The organism is Lysobacter koreensis, from assembly GCF_042677045.1.
GTDB classification, from domain to species: Bacteria; Pseudomonadota; Gammaproteobacteria; order Xanthomonadales; family Xanthomonadaceae; genus Lysobacter_K; species Lysobacter_K koreensis.
The window spans coordinates 109,127-125,732 of record NZ_JBHTIH010000007.1; the positions used below are offsets into that span (position 1 = coordinate 109,127).

11 protein-coding genes are annotated in these 16,606 nt (G+C 68.1%); 6 read left to right on the top strand and 5 right to left on the bottom strand.

Annotated elements, in window-relative coordinates:
- Positions 1-3: 3 nt before the first annotated feature.
- From ACFQZQ_RS12565 to ACFQZQ_RS12575, 3 genes are read left to right on the top strand one after another with little or no spacing between them, the layout of a single operon-like run.
- Complete coding sequence (locus ACFQZQ_RS12565) at positions 4-1,239, top strand: ABC transporter permease (protein ID WP_386813189.1); 1,236 nt, start codon at positions 4-6, stop codon at positions 1,237-1,239.
- Between the two features lie 60 nt (positions 1,240-1,299).
- Entirely contained in the window at positions 1,300-2,634 is a 1,335-nt protein-coding gene (locus tag ACFQZQ_RS12570; RefSeq protein WP_386813191.1) for a sigma-54-dependent transcriptional regulator, read from the top strand.
- A 4-nt stretch (positions 2,635-2,638) separates the two neighbouring features.
- Positions 2,639-3,955, top strand: a complete 1,317-nt coding sequence (locus ACFQZQ_RS12575; protein WP_386813193.1) for a sensor histidine kinase — start codon at positions 2,639-2,641, stop codon at positions 3,953-3,955.
- A 415-nt stretch (positions 3,956-4,370) separates the two neighbouring features.
- Here the strand turns inward: ACFQZQ_RS12575 and glmU are convergent, their stop codons facing one another.
- On the bottom strand, positions 4,371-5,744 hold the full coding sequence (glmU, locus tag ACFQZQ_RS12580; RefSeq protein WP_386813194.1) for a bifunctional UDP-N-acetylglucosamine diphosphorylase/glucosamine-1-phosphate N-acetyltransferase GlmU: 1,374 nt from the start codon (positions 5,742-5,744) through the stop codon (positions 4,371-4,373).
- 195 nt (positions 5,745-5,939) lie between these two features.
- Between glmU and ACFQZQ_RS12585 the strand changes: the two genes are divergently transcribed.
- Positions 5,940-7,994: a hypothetical protein gene (locus ACFQZQ_RS12585; RefSeq protein WP_386813195.1), complete on the top strand. Its 2,055-nt coding sequence runs from the start codon at positions 5,940-5,942 to the stop codon at positions 7,992-7,994.
- On the top strand, positions 7,991-8,374 hold the full coding sequence (locus ACFQZQ_RS12590) for a GtrA family protein (protein ID WP_386813196.1): 384 nt from the start codon (positions 7,991-7,993) through the stop codon (positions 8,372-8,374). The genes ACFQZQ_RS12585 and ACFQZQ_RS12590 overlap by 4 nt, the downstream gene beginning before the upstream one ends.
- A 435-nt stretch (positions 8,375-8,809) precedes the next feature.
- Here the strand turns inward: ACFQZQ_RS12590 and ACFQZQ_RS12595 are convergent, their stop codons facing one another.
- From ACFQZQ_RS12595 to ACFQZQ_RS12610, 4 genes are all read right to left on the bottom strand, one after another.
- Complete coding sequence (locus ACFQZQ_RS12595; protein ID WP_386813197.1) at positions 8,810-10,468, bottom strand: T6SS phospholipase effector Tle1-like catalytic domain-containing protein; 1,659 nt, start codon at positions 10,466-10,468, stop codon at positions 8,810-8,812.
- Between the two features lie 82 nt (positions 10,469-10,550).
- Positions 10,551-11,429: a DUF3304 domain-containing protein gene (locus ACFQZQ_RS12600; RefSeq protein WP_386813198.1), complete on the bottom strand. Its 879-nt coding sequence runs from the start codon at positions 11,427-11,429 to the stop codon at positions 10,551-10,553.
- Between the two features lie 6 nt (positions 11,430-11,435).
- The gene (locus ACFQZQ_RS12605) at positions 11,436-12,245 is read right to left on the bottom strand and encodes a DUF4123 domain-containing protein (protein ID WP_386813199.1); all 810 of its coding nucleotides are present in this window, start codon (positions 12,243-12,245) and stop codon (positions 11,436-11,438) included.
- Between the two features lie 3 nt (positions 12,246-12,248).
- Positions 12,249-15,224, bottom strand: coding sequence for a type VI secretion system Vgr family protein (locus tag ACFQZQ_RS12610; protein ID WP_386813200.1), 2,976 nt, complete (start codon positions 15,222-15,224; stop codon positions 12,249-12,251).
- A gap of 225 nt (positions 15,225-15,449) precedes the next feature.
- Here ACFQZQ_RS12610 and tssA point away from each other — a divergent pair, with 225 nt between their 5' ends.
- Positions 15,450-16,475 (top strand): type VI secretion system protein TssA, encoded by a 1,026-nt coding sequence (gene tssA / locus ACFQZQ_RS12615; protein ID WP_386813201.1) that lies wholly within the window; start codon positions 15,450-15,452, stop codon positions 16,473-16,475.
- Positions 16,476-16,606 lie beyond the last annotated feature (131 nt).

Genomic DNA, 16,606 nt, shown 5'->3' on the forward strand with positions numbered 1-16,606 from the left:
GCCATGGAATTCCGTCCCGTAATGAACGCGCTGATGCGCAACAAGGCTGGCCTGCTGCTGATCGCGTTCCAGGTGGCGATCACCCTCGCGATCGTCTGCAACAGCGTCTTCATCATCCTGCAGCGCATCGAGAAGGTGAACCGCCCAAGCGGCCTCGACGATGCCAACATCTTCGCCATCGCCAGCCTCGGCTACGCGTCGGGCTACGACCTCGCCGGCGCGATCCGCGAGGACCTCGAGATGATCCGCGCGCTGCCGGGCGTGGTCGATGCGACCACGATCAACTCCGTGCCGCTGTCCAACGGTGGCTGGAGCGAGGGCATCTCCGACCAGGCCGACTCGGTGCCCGAGGACAAGCGTCGCAACGAGCCCAGCGCGATCTACATGGTCGACGAGCACGGTACGCAGGCGCTGGGCGTGCGCGTCATCGCCGGCCGCGACCTCAACGCGAGCGACGTCAGCGTGCGCGGCAAGGAGGACAAGGGCTCGCTCGCCTCGGTACTGGTCACCCAGGCGCTCGCCGACGCGCTGTTTCCCGATGGCGCGGTCGGAAAGCAGGTCTATACCAGCCTGTCCGGCAACGACGGTGCAGTCACCATCGTCGGCGTGGTCGAGCGGCTGCAGGCGCCGTGGGTGGGCTGGGACAAGGTCGAACACGCGATGCTGATCCCGCAGGTGTCGATCGGCGAATTCAACGACACCGAAGCGCGATACCTGATCCGCACCGAACCGGGCCAGCGTGACACCCTGATCAAGGCAGTCGAAGCCCGCCTGGGCGAGATCAACAGCGGCCGCATCGTGCGCGAGCCGAAGACGCTGGAGGAGATCCGCGGCGAAAGCTACCGGCAGGACCGGGCGATGACGATCGTGCTCGGCACCGTGATCGTTGCGCTGCTAACGGTGACCGGGCTGGGCATCGTCGGCATGGCCAGCTTCTGGGTCACCCGGCGCACCAAGCAGATCGGCACGCGCCGCGCGCTGGGCGCGCGTCGGTTCGACATCCGTCGCTACTTCATGATCGAGAACCTGATCGTGATCGGCATCGGCGTCGCGCTCGGGCTGGTGTTCACCTATGGCTTCAACCTGTGGCTGATGCAGCACTACGAGCTGCCGCGCCTGTCGTGGTACTACGCACCGATCGGCGCGCTGGTGGTGCTGCTGCTCGGGCAGCTGGCGGTGTTCGGCCCGGCCACGCGCGCGACGCGGGTGTCGCCGGCGGTCGCGACCCGCACGGTCTAACGACGACGCGTCGTGGCGGCGCCCGGGCCAGGACGACCCGGGCGCTGCTACGCTGAACCCATGCGCACGATCCTGGTCATCGACGACAACCACGCGGTGCATGTCGCGCTGGACGTGCTGTTTTCGCTCGCCGACCTGCGCTTGCTGTCCGCGGACTCGCCGGCGCAGGGCCTGCGCCGGCTGGAAGAGGACGACGTCGACCTGGTCATCCAGGACATGAACTTCAGCGCCGACACCACCTCCGGCGAGGAGGGCATCGCCCTGTTCCGCACGATCCGCGACCGCCATCCGGACCTGCCGATCATCCTGCTCACCGCGTGGACGCACCTGGAATCCGCGGTTGCGCTGGTCAAGGCCGGGGCCGCCGACTACCTGGGCAAGCCCTGGGACGACCGCAAGCTGATGACGACGGTCAACAACCTGCTCGAGCTGGGCGAAGCCAACCGGGCGCTGGCCGAGCGCCGTGCCGGCGAGCGCCGTCGCCGCCGGCAACTGGAAACCCAATGCGACCTGCGCGGCATCGTGTTCGAAGACCCGGCCAGCGAACGGCTGGTCACGCTCGCGTGCGAGGTCGCGCGCGCCGACGTGCCGGTGCTGATCAGCGGCCCGAACGGCGCCGGCAAGGAGCGCATCGCAGAGATCGTGCAGGCCAACTCGGCCGTGCGCGACGGCCCCTACGTGACCCTCAACTGCGGCGCGCTGCCATCGGAGTTGATCGAGGCCGAGCTGTTCGGCGCCGAGGCCGGCGCCTACACCGGCGCCAACAAGTCGCGCGAGGGCAAGTTCGAGGCGGCCGACGGCGGCACCTTGCTGCTCGACGAGATCGGCAACCTGCCGCCGGCCGGGCAGATGAAGCTGTTGCGGGTGCTCGAGACCGGGCGCTTCCAGCGGCTGGGCTCCAATCGCGAGCGGCAGGTGAAGGTGCGGGTGATCGCCGCGACCAACGCCGACCTGCCGGCGATGATCCGCGATGGCCGCTTCCGCGAGGACCTCTACTACCGGCTCAATGTCATTGAACTACGCGTGCCGCCGCTGGCCGAGCGCCGCGGCGACATCCTGCCGCTGGCCGAGCAGTTCCTGCAGGGCGAACGCCGGCTGTCGGATGCGGCGCGCACCGCGCTGCTGCGCCACCGCTGGCCGGGCAACGTGCGCGAACTCAAGAACGCGATCGCGCGCGCGATGCTGCTCGGGCGTGGCGAGAACATCGAGCCCGAGGCATTGGGGCTGCCGGGGGCCGCGCCCGCGCGCGCGCCAGGCGACGAGGAGCCCGATCGCGAGACCATCGAGAACGCCCTGGCGCGTGCGCGCGGCGTGCTCAGCCAAGCCGCGATCGAGTTGGGCCTGAGCCGCCAGGCGCTGTACCGGCGCATGGACAAGCTCGGCATCGTGCGCTGACCCCATGCACACGCCGCGACGCCGCTTCTCGCTGGCCGGCAAGCTCGCGCTGCTGCTGTTCTGCGTGGCGCTGGCCGGCATCGCCGCGACGGCGCTGTTCGCGTGGCTGCTCGACAACCTCGCGCTGGGCGCCAGCATCGGCCTGCTGCTGTGCGCGCCACTGGCGCTGTGGGCCGCGCATCGGTATCTGGCCCCGCAGTTGAGTCTGTTCCGCGCGCTGTCGGGGTCGGTGGCGAGCTTCCGCGACGGCGACTTCAGCTTCAGCCTGGCACGCCGCTCCAACGACGAACTCGACGACCTAGTCGCCGCCCACAACGAACTGGGCGACGTCCTGCGCGAGGAACGCCAGTCGCTGTTTCAGCGCGAGCTGCTGCTCGACACCGTGGTGCAGAACACCCCGGTCGCGCTGCTGCTGGCCGAGCCGCGCGGCGCGATCGTCTACGGCAACCTGGCCGCAAGGCAGCTGTTCAACGATGGCCGCAAGGTCGAAGGCCTGCATTTCGCGCCGCTGATGGCGCGCGCGCCGGCGCCGCTGCGCCAGGCGCTGGGCGAAGGCCGCGACCGGCTGTTCTCGTTCGACTACGCCGGCCAGGAGGAGACCTACCACCTCGCGCGCCGCAACTTCCACCTCAACGGCCGCGTGCACGCGCTGTACCTGTTCAAGCGCCTGACGGCCGAGCTCAGCCGCCAAGAAGTGGCGACGTGGAAGAAGGTTATCCGCGTGATCAGCCACGAGTTGAACAACTCGCTGGCGCCGATCACCTCGCTCGCGCATTCGGGCGCGGAGCTGCTGCGCCGCGGCGAACCCGACAAGCTCGGGCGCATCTTCGACACCATCGAGGAACGCGCGCGCCACCTGCACGGCTTCCTGCGCGCCTACTCGAGCGTGGCCAAACTGCCGGCGCCCGTGCCCGAAGCAGTCGAATGGAACACGTTCCTGGCCAGCCTCAAGGCGCACTACCCGTTCGCACAGGAGGCCACGCCGCCGACGACCCTCGCCCATTTCGATCCCGCCCAGATCGAGCAGGCGCTGATCAACATGCTGAAGAATGCCCACGAATCCGGCTCGCCACCGGAACAGGTGACGCTGGCCGTGCACCCGCTCGGCCGGCACCTGCGCATCGACGTCAGCGATCGCGGACCGGGCATGTCCGACGCGGTGCTAGCCAACGCGCTGGTGCCGTTCTACTCGACCAAGCGCACCGGCAGCGGCCTCGGCCTGGCCTTGGTGCGCGAGATCGCCGAAGCGCACGGCGGCCGCATCGCCCTGGCCAACCGCGAAGGCGGCGGGCTGTGCGTGAGCCTGACGCTGCCCGCGTAGGGCGGGTTTCAACCCGCCGTCGTGGATCTACGTTGTTCGGACCGCCGAGGTTTCGCGGCTGACGACGCCGGCGATGGCGGGTTGAAACCCGCCCTACCTCCTCAACGCGGTCTCTTCTGCGGCCGCTGCCGCACCAGACGAAACCTAACGCCGATTGGGAGTTAACCGCGCCGCCGCGCGCCGCGATGGTCAACACCCGCGCCACTAGGCTTTGGGTTTCTTGATCGGTCGTTGCCGCGCCAGATGAAACCTCACGCCGATTGGGAGATAACCGCGCCGCCGCGCGCCGCGATGGTCAACGCCCGCGCCACTAGGCTTTGGGTTTCTTGACCGGTCGTTGCCGCGCCAGACGAAACCTCACCCGATTGGGAGATAGCCGCGCCGCCGCGCGTCGTGATGGTCAACGCCCGCGCTACTAGGCTTTGGGTTTCTTGACCGGTCGTTGCCACCCATCCAGCGTGACCTGCCGCGCGCGCGCCACGGTCAACTCGCCGGCCGGCGCGTCCTTGGTGATCACCGAACCGGCCGCGATGGTCGCGTCCTTGCCGACCGTCACCGGCGCCACCAGCGACGCATTGGAGCCGATGAACGCGCCGTCCTCGATCGTGGTGGTGAACTTGTTGGCGCCGTCGTAGTTGCAGGTGATGGTGCCCGCGCCGACGTTGACGCCGCTGCCGATCACCGCATCGCCCAGGTAGCTCAGGTGGTTGGCCTTGCTGGTCACGCCGAGCCTGGCGTTCTTGGTCTCGACGAAATTGCCGATATGCACGCCATCGGCGAGCACGGTGCCCGGGCGCAGCCGCGCGAACGGCCCGATCAGCGCCGCGCCCTCGACCACCACCCCGTCCAGGTCGCAGTGCGCGCGCACCTCGGTGCCGGGGCCGAGCTTGACGTCCTTGAGCCGGCAGAACGGGCCGATGCGCACGCCATCGGCCAGTTCGACGATTCCCTCAAGCACCACGTCGACATCGATCTCCACGTCCATGCCCACGCTGACCTCGCCGCGCTGGTCGTAGCGCGCCGGGTCGACCAGGCGCGCGCCGGCCACGCACAGCGCGCGCGCGGCGCGGCGCTGGAACGCGCGCTCCAGCTGCGCCAGCTGCCACGGGTCGTTGGCGCCCTCGACCTCGACCGGGTCGTGCACGTGGACCATTTCGGCGGCGCTGAACTCGGCCGCGGCCGACGCGAACACGTCGGTCAGGTAGAACTCGCCCTGCACGTTGTCGTTGTCCAGGTAGTCCAGCCAGCGCCGCAGCGGTTCGCCGTCGGCGACCAGGATGCCGGTGTTGACGGTGCGGATCTGGCGCTGTTCCTCGTCGGCGTCCTTGTGCTCGACGATGCGGCCGACGCGGCCTTCCGCGTCGCGCACGATGCGGCCGTAACCGGTCGGGTCGGCCAGGTCGGCGACCAGCACCGCGAGCCGGCCGGGCGCGTCGAGCAAGCGCTGCAGGGTCTCGGCCGCGATCAACGGCACGTCGCCGTACAGCACCAGCACGCGCGCGTCGGGCGGCACGCCAGGCAACGCATGTTGCAAGGCGTGGCCGGTACCCAGGCGCTGCGCCTGCTCGGCCCAGTGCAGGTCGGATTGCTCAGCGAACGCCGCCAGCACCGCATCGCCGCCATGGCCGTGCACCACGTGGATGCCGGCCGGCTGCAGCGCGCGCGTGGTCGCGATCACATGCGCCAGCATCGGTCGCCCGGCGATCTTCTGCAGCACCTTCGGCAACGCCGACTTCATGCGCTTGCCTTCGCCGGCGGCGAGGATGACGACGTGCAGTGGTGCGGTCATGCGGACTCCAGTTATTGGGCGGACGTGCCAACACGACACGGCGGGGAAAGCGTTCGGCCTGCGCCATTCCCGCGCGTGCAGGCGCCATTGTCTTCGCGCACTGTCGCTTCGGCGGTGATGACGCACCCCTGAGTGTGGGCAGTTGAGGCGCGCGCGGGACTGATTCTATCCGCGACGCGCTGCTAGGATGCCGCGGTGCCGGCCTCCCCCTTTTCACCCCCCGTCCCGCGCGCGCGCTGGCCTGAAGCCCTGGTCTGGGCCGGCGTGGCCGCCTGCGTGGCCGGATTCTTCGCCCACCGCCTGTGGCAATCGCTGCCGGCCGCGCGTTTCGGCGAGAGCCTGCTGCTCGCTGGCCTGGCCGGCCTGATCGCGTGGCCACTGCGGCGCTGGCGTGGCTGGGCGTGGGCCGATGCGCTCGCACTGGTGTGGTTACTGGCGTTGCTGGTCTTGACCGGAATCGTGCCGGCAGTGGCCGTGATCGCCATCGCCTGCGCCGCGGCGGGCTTGGGCAGCGCGCTGGTCGGCGCGACGCGGCCGTTGCTCGCGTTGCTCGCCGGGCTGGCAATGTTGGCCGCCGTGGTCGGCTGGACCTTGCCGCTGCCGGTGCATCGCTGGTGGGTCTACGCACCGTTGCTGGGACTGGCAATCGTGGCGCGCCGTGATGCGTTGCGCGCGCAAGCCGCGATCCTGACTGGCGGGTGGCGGCAAGCCGTGGACGCGTCCCCGCAGGCGGCGGCGTGGACGACGCTGTTGCTCGGCCTGGCCGCGGCCGGCGCCTGGCTGCCGACCATGCAGCACGACGACCTCGCCTATCACCTCGGCCTGCCCTGGCAGTTGCTGCTGCACGGGCGCTATGCGCTCGACCCGAGCCACCAGGTGTGGGCGCTCGCGCCGTGGGCCGGCGACGTGCTGCAGGCGATCGCGCAGGTGCTGGCGCGCGCTGAGGCCCGCAGCGCGTTCAATGCGCTGTGGTTCGTCGCGACCGCGGCGGGCTTGTGGCAGCTCGCTGCGGCGCTGGGCCTGCGGCCTGCGATGCGCTGGGCAACGCTCGCTGTGTACGCCAGCCTGCCGCTGGTGGCCGCGCTGCTCGGCGGGATGCAGACCGAAACACCGGCGACCGCGGTCACCGTCGCGTTGGCCGCGCTGGTTTTCGATGAGCGCGCGGGCGACAAGCGCGTTCTCGACGATGACCCGCGCCGGCGCCGCATCCTGATCGCCGCCGCCTTGCTGTTCGGCCTGCTGTGCGCGCTCAAGCAGCTGCACGGCCTCACCGCCTTGCCGCTGCTGGCCTGGGCGGCGTGGCGCGGGCGCAGCCGGATCGACTCCCTCGGATTGCTGCTGGCGCTGGCGGGCGCGCTGGCGGTCGCCGCGTCGAGCTACACCTATGCGTGGCTGGTCGCCGGCAACCCGGTGCTGCCGCTGCTCAACGACGTGTTCGCGTCGCCGTACTTCGCCGCGGCCAACTTCAACGATTCCCGTTGGCAGTCCGGGTTGGGCGCCGACACGCCATGGCGGCTGACCTTCGACACCGCGCGTTATCTCGAGGGCTGGAGCGGTGGCATCGGTTTCGTACTCGTCGCCCTTGGCGGCGCGTGGGCGCTCGCGTTCGCCGACGCGCGCACTCGCGCGCTGGCGGTATGCGCGACCCTGGCGATGGGGCTGGCGTTGCTGCCGTTGCAGTACGCGCGTTACCTGCACCCGGGGATGGTGCTGCTGCTGCCCGCCCTGCTCGCGGCGATCGACCGCCGCATCGACGCGCGCCGCGCAGCCTGGCTGGTCGCCGGCCTGTGCGTGCTGAACCTGGCCTTCCAGGCGAACGCGCAATGGTTCCTGCATACCGGCGGCATCAAGCGCAGCGTTGCCGCCCTAGGCGGCGACATGCCGTTGTTCGCCCGCTACGTTCCCGAACGCTTGCTCGCCGCCGCGATCCGCGAGCGCGCGCCCGGCAGCGGCCGTGTGCTGGTGCTCGATCCGGCGATGCCGTATTACGCCGAGCTCGCCGGCCGCGGCCGCAGCACCGCCTGGTACGACCCCAAGCTCGAAGCCGCGCGCACCGCGGCCGACGCCGACGCCAGCGGCGCGGCCTGGAGCGCGTTACTGCAGCGCGAACGCATCGCCGAGGTCATCGTGCGCCCCGCCAGCCTGACGCCCGCGCAACGCGCCGGCCTGCAACGCGTCGGCGCCCGCCGCGACCTCGTCGTCGATGAAGCGCAGTGGTGGCGCATCCCCACGCGCGAGGCCGCGCCGTGAGCCTCAAGCGCCAGAGTCGCCACTACCTCGCGATCGGCATCGTGCAATGGCTGCTCGACTGGGGCGTGATGGTCGGCCTCAGCCACCTCGGCCTGCCGGTCGAAGCGGCCAACGTCGCCGGCCGCATCAGCGGCGCCTTGCTCGGCTTCTGGCTTAACGGCCGCATCACCTTCGCCGGCGACGACACCCAGGTCGGCCACCGCCAGTTCGTCCGCTTCGTGATGATGTGGCTGCTGACGACCCTGATCAGCACCTTTGCGATCGGCGCGATCGACGACGCGGTCGGCTTGAAGTGGACCTGGCTGGCGAAGCCCGGCGTGGAGCTAATTCTGGGCGGGTTCGGCTTCCTGCTGTCGCGGCACTGGGTGTATCGGCGATAGCGCCTAAATGAAACCGACCCGCCGAAGGGGCTGGGCTTGAATGGAGTGTTAGAGGGCGCCCGAAGATTTCTCTACCGCGAGCCCACCGAGAGCGCCATCTCAGAATGTTTACCAAAGGCGTAGTAGCTATAAGCGCTACAAGCGATAACCCGACCCAGCTAGGGTAGTAGCTCACGCGCACCAGTAGAAGCACAGCAACAAGAATCATAAGAACGCTGGTAGCGAGCAATGCGAGAAGCACAAGCTTGTTGCGAGGGGCGATGGTTAGTGAGACCAGGGGCAGTCCCGAAGCCAAGATAGCTAGCACCATTGGGCCGTAACCGTTTGGTCCGAACCAGTCAAAGGCCAGCTCGCACAGCATGATGATCGCTGCGAATACCAAGGCGAACCCGTTCAGCAGCAGCGTGGGGCGGAAAGCATGGTGAACCGTCGATGTCATGCGCGCTTGTCTCCAGAATCGTCGCTGAATCGCTGTGTCAATCGCGTGTCATCGCCACGATAGTGCACGCGCCAACGGAAATAGCCCTCCGACTCCCAAGATCCCGGCGGATCGATGAACCCAAGAATCTTGGTGTCGAACGGCCGGAAACCAGCGAACGAGTCGTGAGCGAAGTCGGCAAATACAGTCGCCAGCGGAGCAGGCGTGGGCGCGGCCCGCTTGGCCCTGCGGTAGATCTCGGCGGCCTCCGGTGCGAGCTTTTCGAATCTGCGCTTGGCGAACAAACCCGCCACTGGAATGACCGCCCGAAGCAACAAGTCATTGGTTCGTTGAGCCGTCGTCGGGGGATTGGCGAGGGCTTCCACGTCTGCCATTAGCGTTGCATTGGCACCCACCAGATCACCGCGGTCCTTGCTGCTGGCACGACGCACGGAGGGTAAGTTGGGATAGGTGCTGCGAACCTGGTAGCGCCATGCCAGGTAAGGGAACAGCCACTCGCGCAGCGGCTTGGCCCCGCCACTGTGCGCTTTCCATCCGTCATATGCGGTGCGCAACGCCGGCGCAATCTGGAACGGGTCGTACGCTCCTTCCGTTGCCAGCGCCTTGTCCAATGGCACCTTCGCCGCCCGCGCAGCCGCGTACATGTCGTTGAGCGAAATCTGGGCAAGCTTCTCGCTGTTGCGACCAGTCGGCCCACGTCCCTGCTCGCTCGGCGTATAGCCTCCCCCGACATCAGAGTGCATGCCCGGATAGATGAACTGCCTGCAGTTCGATGGCAACGCGCCATCCGGCTTGTTGACCAGTTCGACCGGGAACGACCCGCGGTTCTCGTGTGCTGCAACGTAGTGCTCGCAGTTCTTTACCCGAGACGGGACGCGGAGGTTGGGCGCATCGGCCCAATCCAGGTGCCCATCGGTAAAGCCGGTTGCCGATGCCGGCATGCCGACCGACGCCACCGTGTCGAAGATGCCGAGAAAGCGAATGTGTGCCTTGACGCCGAACAGTTTCTCGCCCTGGAACAGCTTGTCGATCCAGTTGCAGAACACCCGCGCTTCCGCGGCGCCACGCGAAAAGCCAAACACATCGATGAAGACTTCGACCAGCTTCGGCTTGCTTGCCTGGGCGATCTTCTGCGAGAGCTTGGCGTTCTGCTCTTTGAAGAACCGTGTCTGATGGCTCCCACCGCCGGGCCAGGCGCTAAGCAGCCCTCCCCCTTGCGCATGGTCCAAGTTGACCGGCTTGAGCGCGGCCTGATGGCGCAGGCGGGTGCTGGGCGGGGTTTGCACCCACATGTGCTGGCTGCAGAGAGACTTGATGGTTCCCGGTTGAAACATCACGCGCTTGGCATGATCGGCCGCCATATGCATGACATTCATCAGCTGCAGCATTCCGAAAAGGATGCGGGCCTCACCGCCCTCGCCGAAGCCCATGCCGTTGCCGGCTGGTTGTGTCTCGCCGATCTCGGGGAACGGGGTCCCCAGCCCCGGAATGTAGACCCGATAGTTCCCTTCTTCAGCTTTACGCGGATAGGCGTTGAACAGTCGGTAAACATTGCTGTCCTTCCTGCGTGCGCGCTGGGTACCCGACGTCAGTGGCTCAACCCACTCGGCGTTGTTGCCGGTGCCGTCAAAGAACACGCCGATGTTGGCGCGCACCTCGCAGTGCTCAGCTCGGCAAGGCTGGCTGGGGCGTACCGGCCGGATGCGGGCGGTATCTCCGGTCGCTGCGGGAATGAGACTACTCATAGGACACATCACCTTCCTTGTGCTGCGTGGGCGGCGCTTCCCGGTCCTTTCCCAAGCAGGTGCTCTCCAGCGAGTAGCGGTGCCACGGGTCCTTGTCGGGTATCGGAGTCTTGATCGGGTACTCCGACTCCGGATGCCTTGCGCCTGCCGGGTTGTAGTTGGAGGACACCGCTCGAACTTTTCCGTCTGCGAAGAAGTGCACGAACAGGTTGCCGACTTCGCTGTACTGCTCCACCGGCACGCGCGCCACGTACTCGTCAGCCTTGCAGTCGCGGAAGTTGGTTACGCCCCAGCGAATCTCCACCACCAAACTCTTTCGCCATAGCGCTGGCAGGCTGGCGCAGCAAGCCAAGCTCCCCGTTCCGGCACTGCCGCCTCCAGACCCATCAACCGAGAGGCTCTGCACGGCAAGATGCGCCGGCAAGTGGTCGATGCCGGTTATTCCCACCGGAATCATCTCCTCCTGTGATGCGCCACCAATCATGCCTGGCTGATTGGATTCGGCGGATTTTGGTGCAAGAGCCAGCCCAGCAAGAACGAAGGCTAACGGCATCAGCCATAGGCCATGCAGCGCCCATCGGGAAACCTTGCCAATCCATTGCCACTTGCCGCGATTGAGGAATTTTCGCCCCGTGTTACGGACGGCGATACCCAACCCTGTTGCAGCAGCCATTGAAGTTGCCCCCACTGTTAGGAAAAACACAACAGCTACAGCCTCGGCGCCCGACGTGAAGCCCAGTCCTCCGACCAAGAACAGACTGCCGCAACCCAAAGCACTCAGATATCCGAGAAACAAAAACAGCCATAGCAACCCTTCCGCCCAGCCTCCGTCGAACTGAGTGGAATGCGCTGGCAATTGTGGATTCGACATGCCCCCTTACTCCTCCTGCGACGCACTGAGCCCATCGACTGGCGAGGGGGACCATGTGAATAAGGACTCGGCACCTACACCCGTTTCGAGCGATGTGACTACCGCGCGCGCAAAGCCGGGGTCTTGAAGAGCACGGCCGCTCGTGCGCACTGCGGTCGATCCGACAGCAAGGCGATACGGGAATGAACGTGCCCGGTGGACTTCCAGGAATTCGAGTGCTTCTCGTGCCCAGGCGTGGCGTTCGGCATCCGAACCGATTTCCGCCAGAGCGGAATCATCGGCTATCACCTCTGCAAGCAACTGATCAGGACGCGATAGGCGTAGCAACTCCAGTTGCTGCGCTGAAGTCAATTTCAACGGAAGCTCGACCGACTCACTTTGCGACTTTTCATGATGCACGTTGTTGCCCATACGATCCTTGATCGTCCAACGCTGTATCGGACCGAGCAAGCCCTGCTTCTGCGGCCTACTCAATACCTGCATCAAGGACGTGAGCACACGGGTGTCGGCGTAGCGCAGGAAGTGCTGCTCGTATGACGTCAAATGCAGGTATCGAATCGCGCGCAGGTGCAGGCCCAATGACTCAAGCGGCGCATCAGATTGCAACCGGCTGATGGCATAGCTTAGCGGCGCTCTCGGTTCAGGATCGGCAACCCAGGCTTCGACGGCCACGTCCGATTCGACCAGGATCGGCCCCACATCAGCAGCCTCTTCACCGAGATCGTCATAGATCCGGAAGGTTGCCATCGCCTTTAACGTCGGCGTGAGAGCCGTGCTCATGATTTGGATGCCGTCGAACAGCAGATAGTGAGTCATCACCTACGACCCATTCGCAGGCACCAACGGTGCGCCTGCCGCTGCGGCACGCATGAAACATTCCAGACAGAACTCGGACTCGCCGAAGGCTGGCAGCGGATAGTTGATATCAGCCGGCCCCACGAACGACTTCTTCGCCGCATGCACGGTGATGGTGCCCGGACACGCGATCGCGATGTTGCCGCCTTCGATGGTCAGGCTGGCGCCGCCGCTGGTGGCCAGGTGGATCGTCTTGCCGGCGGCCAGTTCGACCTTCGCGTTGGCGCTGACGATCTTCAGCTGGTCCTTGGATTGCAGCTTGAGCTGGTCGCGCTGGGCCTCGAACTCGAGCTTGCCTTGCGCGGTCACCAGGCTCAGCGCGGGTGTGGTGGCGGCGTCCTTGGATTCGACCGCGTTGGCGAGGCAGCCGATGGCCTGACCGGCATGCAGGCGCAGGTCGCCGGCGAGCGCAGCGTTGCTGGCGTGGCCGCTGGCGATGGTGAGGGTTTCGCCGGCGCTCCAGTGCAGGCTCTGGCCGGCGACGAAGCCAATTCCGGCCGGGGCGGTCAGGCCGAGCAAGGCGTCGCCGCTGTGCGGGACGCGGCCTTGGCCGGCGTCGGGCTTGCGGTCTGGCGCATCGCTCACGCCGTCATCGAAGCCGTTGCCGGCCACCAGCGTTTTGGCACTCGTCAACAACGCCCGAAGTGGCGCCTGATTGTCGATCAGTTGCGACCGTCCGGCCTGCGCCACGCCCTCGTGCGCGGCCAGCCTGACGGTCTGGTGGGTGCCGGCGATGTCGGAGAACGCCTCGCCCAGTTGCGCGGCCTGTCGCAGCAGCGCGGTGGCGGCGACCTGGTCGCCGGCGGCGGTGTCGCCGTCGAGGCCGTACGCACTCAGCCACAGGCCGCGCTGCGCACGCACCGCGCCCCACCGGTCGGTGCGCAGCTCGAAGCCTTCGCCGCGGAAGCTGCCGCGGTAGTTGTCAGCCTGGTGGATCAGGTGCCCGAGGTTGAGCTGGGTCGCGGCATGAGTGGTCGCCAGTTGCAGGCGCAGCTGGCCGTCGCTGTCGTCGAACACCAGCGCGTTGTGGCCGGCGCCGCCGAATTCCTTGGACTTGATGCCGAGCAGCGCCGCGGCGTTGCGGTGGCCGTCGGCATCGGGGCTCATGCCGTGCCAGGCCGGGGCGTGGCCGCCGGCGAGGTTGGCCTGCGCGCTGGAGCGGTGGTCACCGGCCTGCTGGTAGGCCGCCAGGTCGGACGGGGCGCCACTGCCGCCCGGGGTCGGCGCGATGCCGGCCTCGCCGTGGCCGTTGTAGAGCGCGCCGACCACCACCGGCCGATCGATGTCGCCTTCCAGGAACGCCACCAGCACCTCCTGGCCGATGCGCGGCAGGAACTGGCTGCCTACGCCGGGGCCGGCATAACGCTGGGCGACACGCAGCCAGCAGCTGTGCCGAGAAGGGACTTGCTGCGCGGCGTCCGCGGCTTCTTCGCCCAGCACCTCCTGCTGGAAATGGAACTTGACCCGGATCCGGCCGAGCGCGTCGCTGTGCAGTTCGGCGCTGCCGTGCGCGCGGGTCGATGCGTCCGGCCCGACCACGATCGCGGTCTGGTAGCCCGGCGCGGTCGGGCGCGGGTTCAAGGTAGCGGTGTCGTCCGCCAAGAGCACTTGCTGCGCGGCGTCCGCCAGCGGCGGCCGCCACGCTTGCTCGCGCGGCACCGCGCGGAAGTGGTTGGCGTAACCCACCGCCTCGGCGCGCGCCAGCACCTGGCGCCAGGCGGTGTGCGATACATCGTGGTCGGCGGCGGCGGGCGCCGCTTCCGACAGCTCGGTCAAGTCGCTGTTCCCCAACGTCTGCGCCACGCCTTCGCGCACTGTCTTGGGCAGGTTGTTGACCCCGGCCTGGTGCACCGCGACCAGCAGCGCCTCGCGCGGCGCGGCGTCGTCCAGTTGCGGCCCCTGGGTCAGCGCGAACCAGTGGCCGGCGCGGAAGCTGCGCACGCTGCCGTGGCCCAGCCAAGTGTTGGCGCGCGCCGCGCGCGCCTGCGCGATCAGGCCGGCATGGCGCTCGGCCTCGCTGCGGTCGGCGTACGCGTAGGCGCCGACCGGGTCGTAGATTTCCAGCGAGGCGGCGCTGTCATCGCCACTGCGCAAGGCCAGGCTCGCGGTCTGCGCCTGCATGGTCTTGTAGTCGAAGCTGAGCAGGGTCAGCGCGGTCGACTCCAGCCGGTGCACGGCGCCGAAGGCCTGGATGGTGTCGCTGGACTCGGTGGCGTCGCTGCGGTGGAAGCGGATCCCGCCGCCGGCTTCGGCGCTGGCGTCCTGCGGGCCCTGCGCGCTGTCCGCGAACAGCAGCAGTTGGTGGCCGCCCGGCGCGTCGGGATTCTCCTCCAGGCGCGAGCCCAGGCCTTCCTCGGCCAGCAGGCGATTGACGAACGCCGCATCGGTCTCGCGGTACTGCACGCAGTAGCTGCGCGGCCGCACCGACGCGAGGAACGGGCCGACCTCGTCGCCCCATCGCCACGTAGCCAGCGGCGCGCCCCCCAAGGGGACTTGCTTCGCGGCGTATGCGGCGAACACCGCCTCGACGATCTGCACCACCGTCTTGTCCTGGTAGACGCGGCTGTGGCGCCCTTGCGTGAGCAGCCAGGTCCACGGCACCAGGCACAGGCGGTAGCGGGCCAGGCCGCCGTCGCTGCCGACGCATTGCGCTTCGCGGACCAGGCCGGTGCGGCCGCAGCGGCTGCCATCGGCCAGCCGCGTCCACAGCGTGGCGCGCTGGCCGAGCAGATCGTCGAGCGGCAAATGCGCGTCGAGCGACAGCGCATCGACCCACCATTCGAAGCCGGACGACAGGCCGTCCCAGCCCTGCCAGCGCTCGACCACCAGGTCCGCGCCGGCGGCGCCGCCCCCGAGTTCCAGCGCGTACAGCCGCTGCGCATCGGTGAAACGGGCCAGTCCAGCCAATACCACCTGGACCGTGCTTGCTGCCAAATTCATGCCCTTTCCCTCCGTAGAAAGGCGCTTTCGATCTACCTCACCCCCATCCACGGGGCGGTATCGCCGATCGAAACGCCTGCAGGCCCAACGCAGCGTGCTTGCCGCGCGCAGAAAGTACCAGAACTGCCGGCTGGTTGCCGTGGCCGTGCCCGCAGCGGTGCGGATCGCGCCCGCGGCGGCCGGCTATGTAGAATCCGCCCACCGCATGCCATTGGAAGGCCTTGTATGGAACTGGATGCCCTGTTGGCACCGATCACGGATGCCGCTCCCGTCGGCGAAGACCTGTCGTTCTCGCCCGAGTACGACGCGATCCAGGAAGCCCGCCGCGCCGACGACCCGTCGCTGGAACAGGGCGACTGGGTCACCGACCTCAAGAGCGCCGACTGGCCGACCGTCGCCGCGCACTGCACGCGTCTGCTGCAGCAGCGCAGCAAGGACCTGCAACTGGCGGTGTGGTGGTGCGAGGCGCACACCCAGACCCAGGGCTTCGCCGGCTTGGCGCAGGGCTACCGGCTGGTCGCCGGGCTGTGCGACCGGTACTGGGACGAGGTGCACCCGCAGGTCGAGGACGGCGACCTCGAGCAGCGCATCGGCAACCTGAGCTGGCTGCTGACGCACTCGTTGAACTGGCTGCGCAGGCTGCCGCTGGTGCAGGCGCCGCAGGGGCGCTTCGGACTGGCCGACTTCGAGGCCGCGCGCCGCGAGGGCGACCACGGCGGGCCGAGCTTGGACACGCTGGAGACCGCGCGCCGCGCAACCCCGCACGAGTTCTACGTGCGCCTGATCGAGGTCGTGCCCGAGTGCCGGCAAGCGCTGCAGGCGCTGGAACACTCGGTCGACGCGCGGCTGGGGCTCGACGGCCCGAGCTTCACCGCGGTGCGCGACCAGCTCGACCACCTCCACGACGTGGTGCGCCGCTTCGCTCGCGACGCCGGGGTGCTGATCGAGGGCGAGATCCCCGAGGCAACGGCTGACGTCGCCGTCGCCGGCATGCCGGCCACCACCGCCACGCCGGCCGGCAGCTGCGCGATCGCCACTCGCAAGGAGGCGATCGCGCAGCTGCGCCGGGTCGCCGACTACTTCCGCCGCACCGAGCCGCACAGCCCGGTCGCCTACCTCGCCGACAAGGCCGCGCGCTGGGGCGAGATGCCGCTGCACGTATGGCTCAAGCGCGTGATCAAGGACGACGCGACCTTGGCGCAGATGCAGGAAATGCTCGACGTCGCCGAGGGCGCGGCGGGCGACGAGTAGCTACCGGCCCAGCAGCGCATTCGTGGTGCCGGGCGTGCTTGGCACGCTTGCGCTTCGGGATCGACGAGAGCGATCCGAGCGGGCTCGGATCTACAACGGGCACACCTTGGCATCGGCGGCGCGAGTAAACC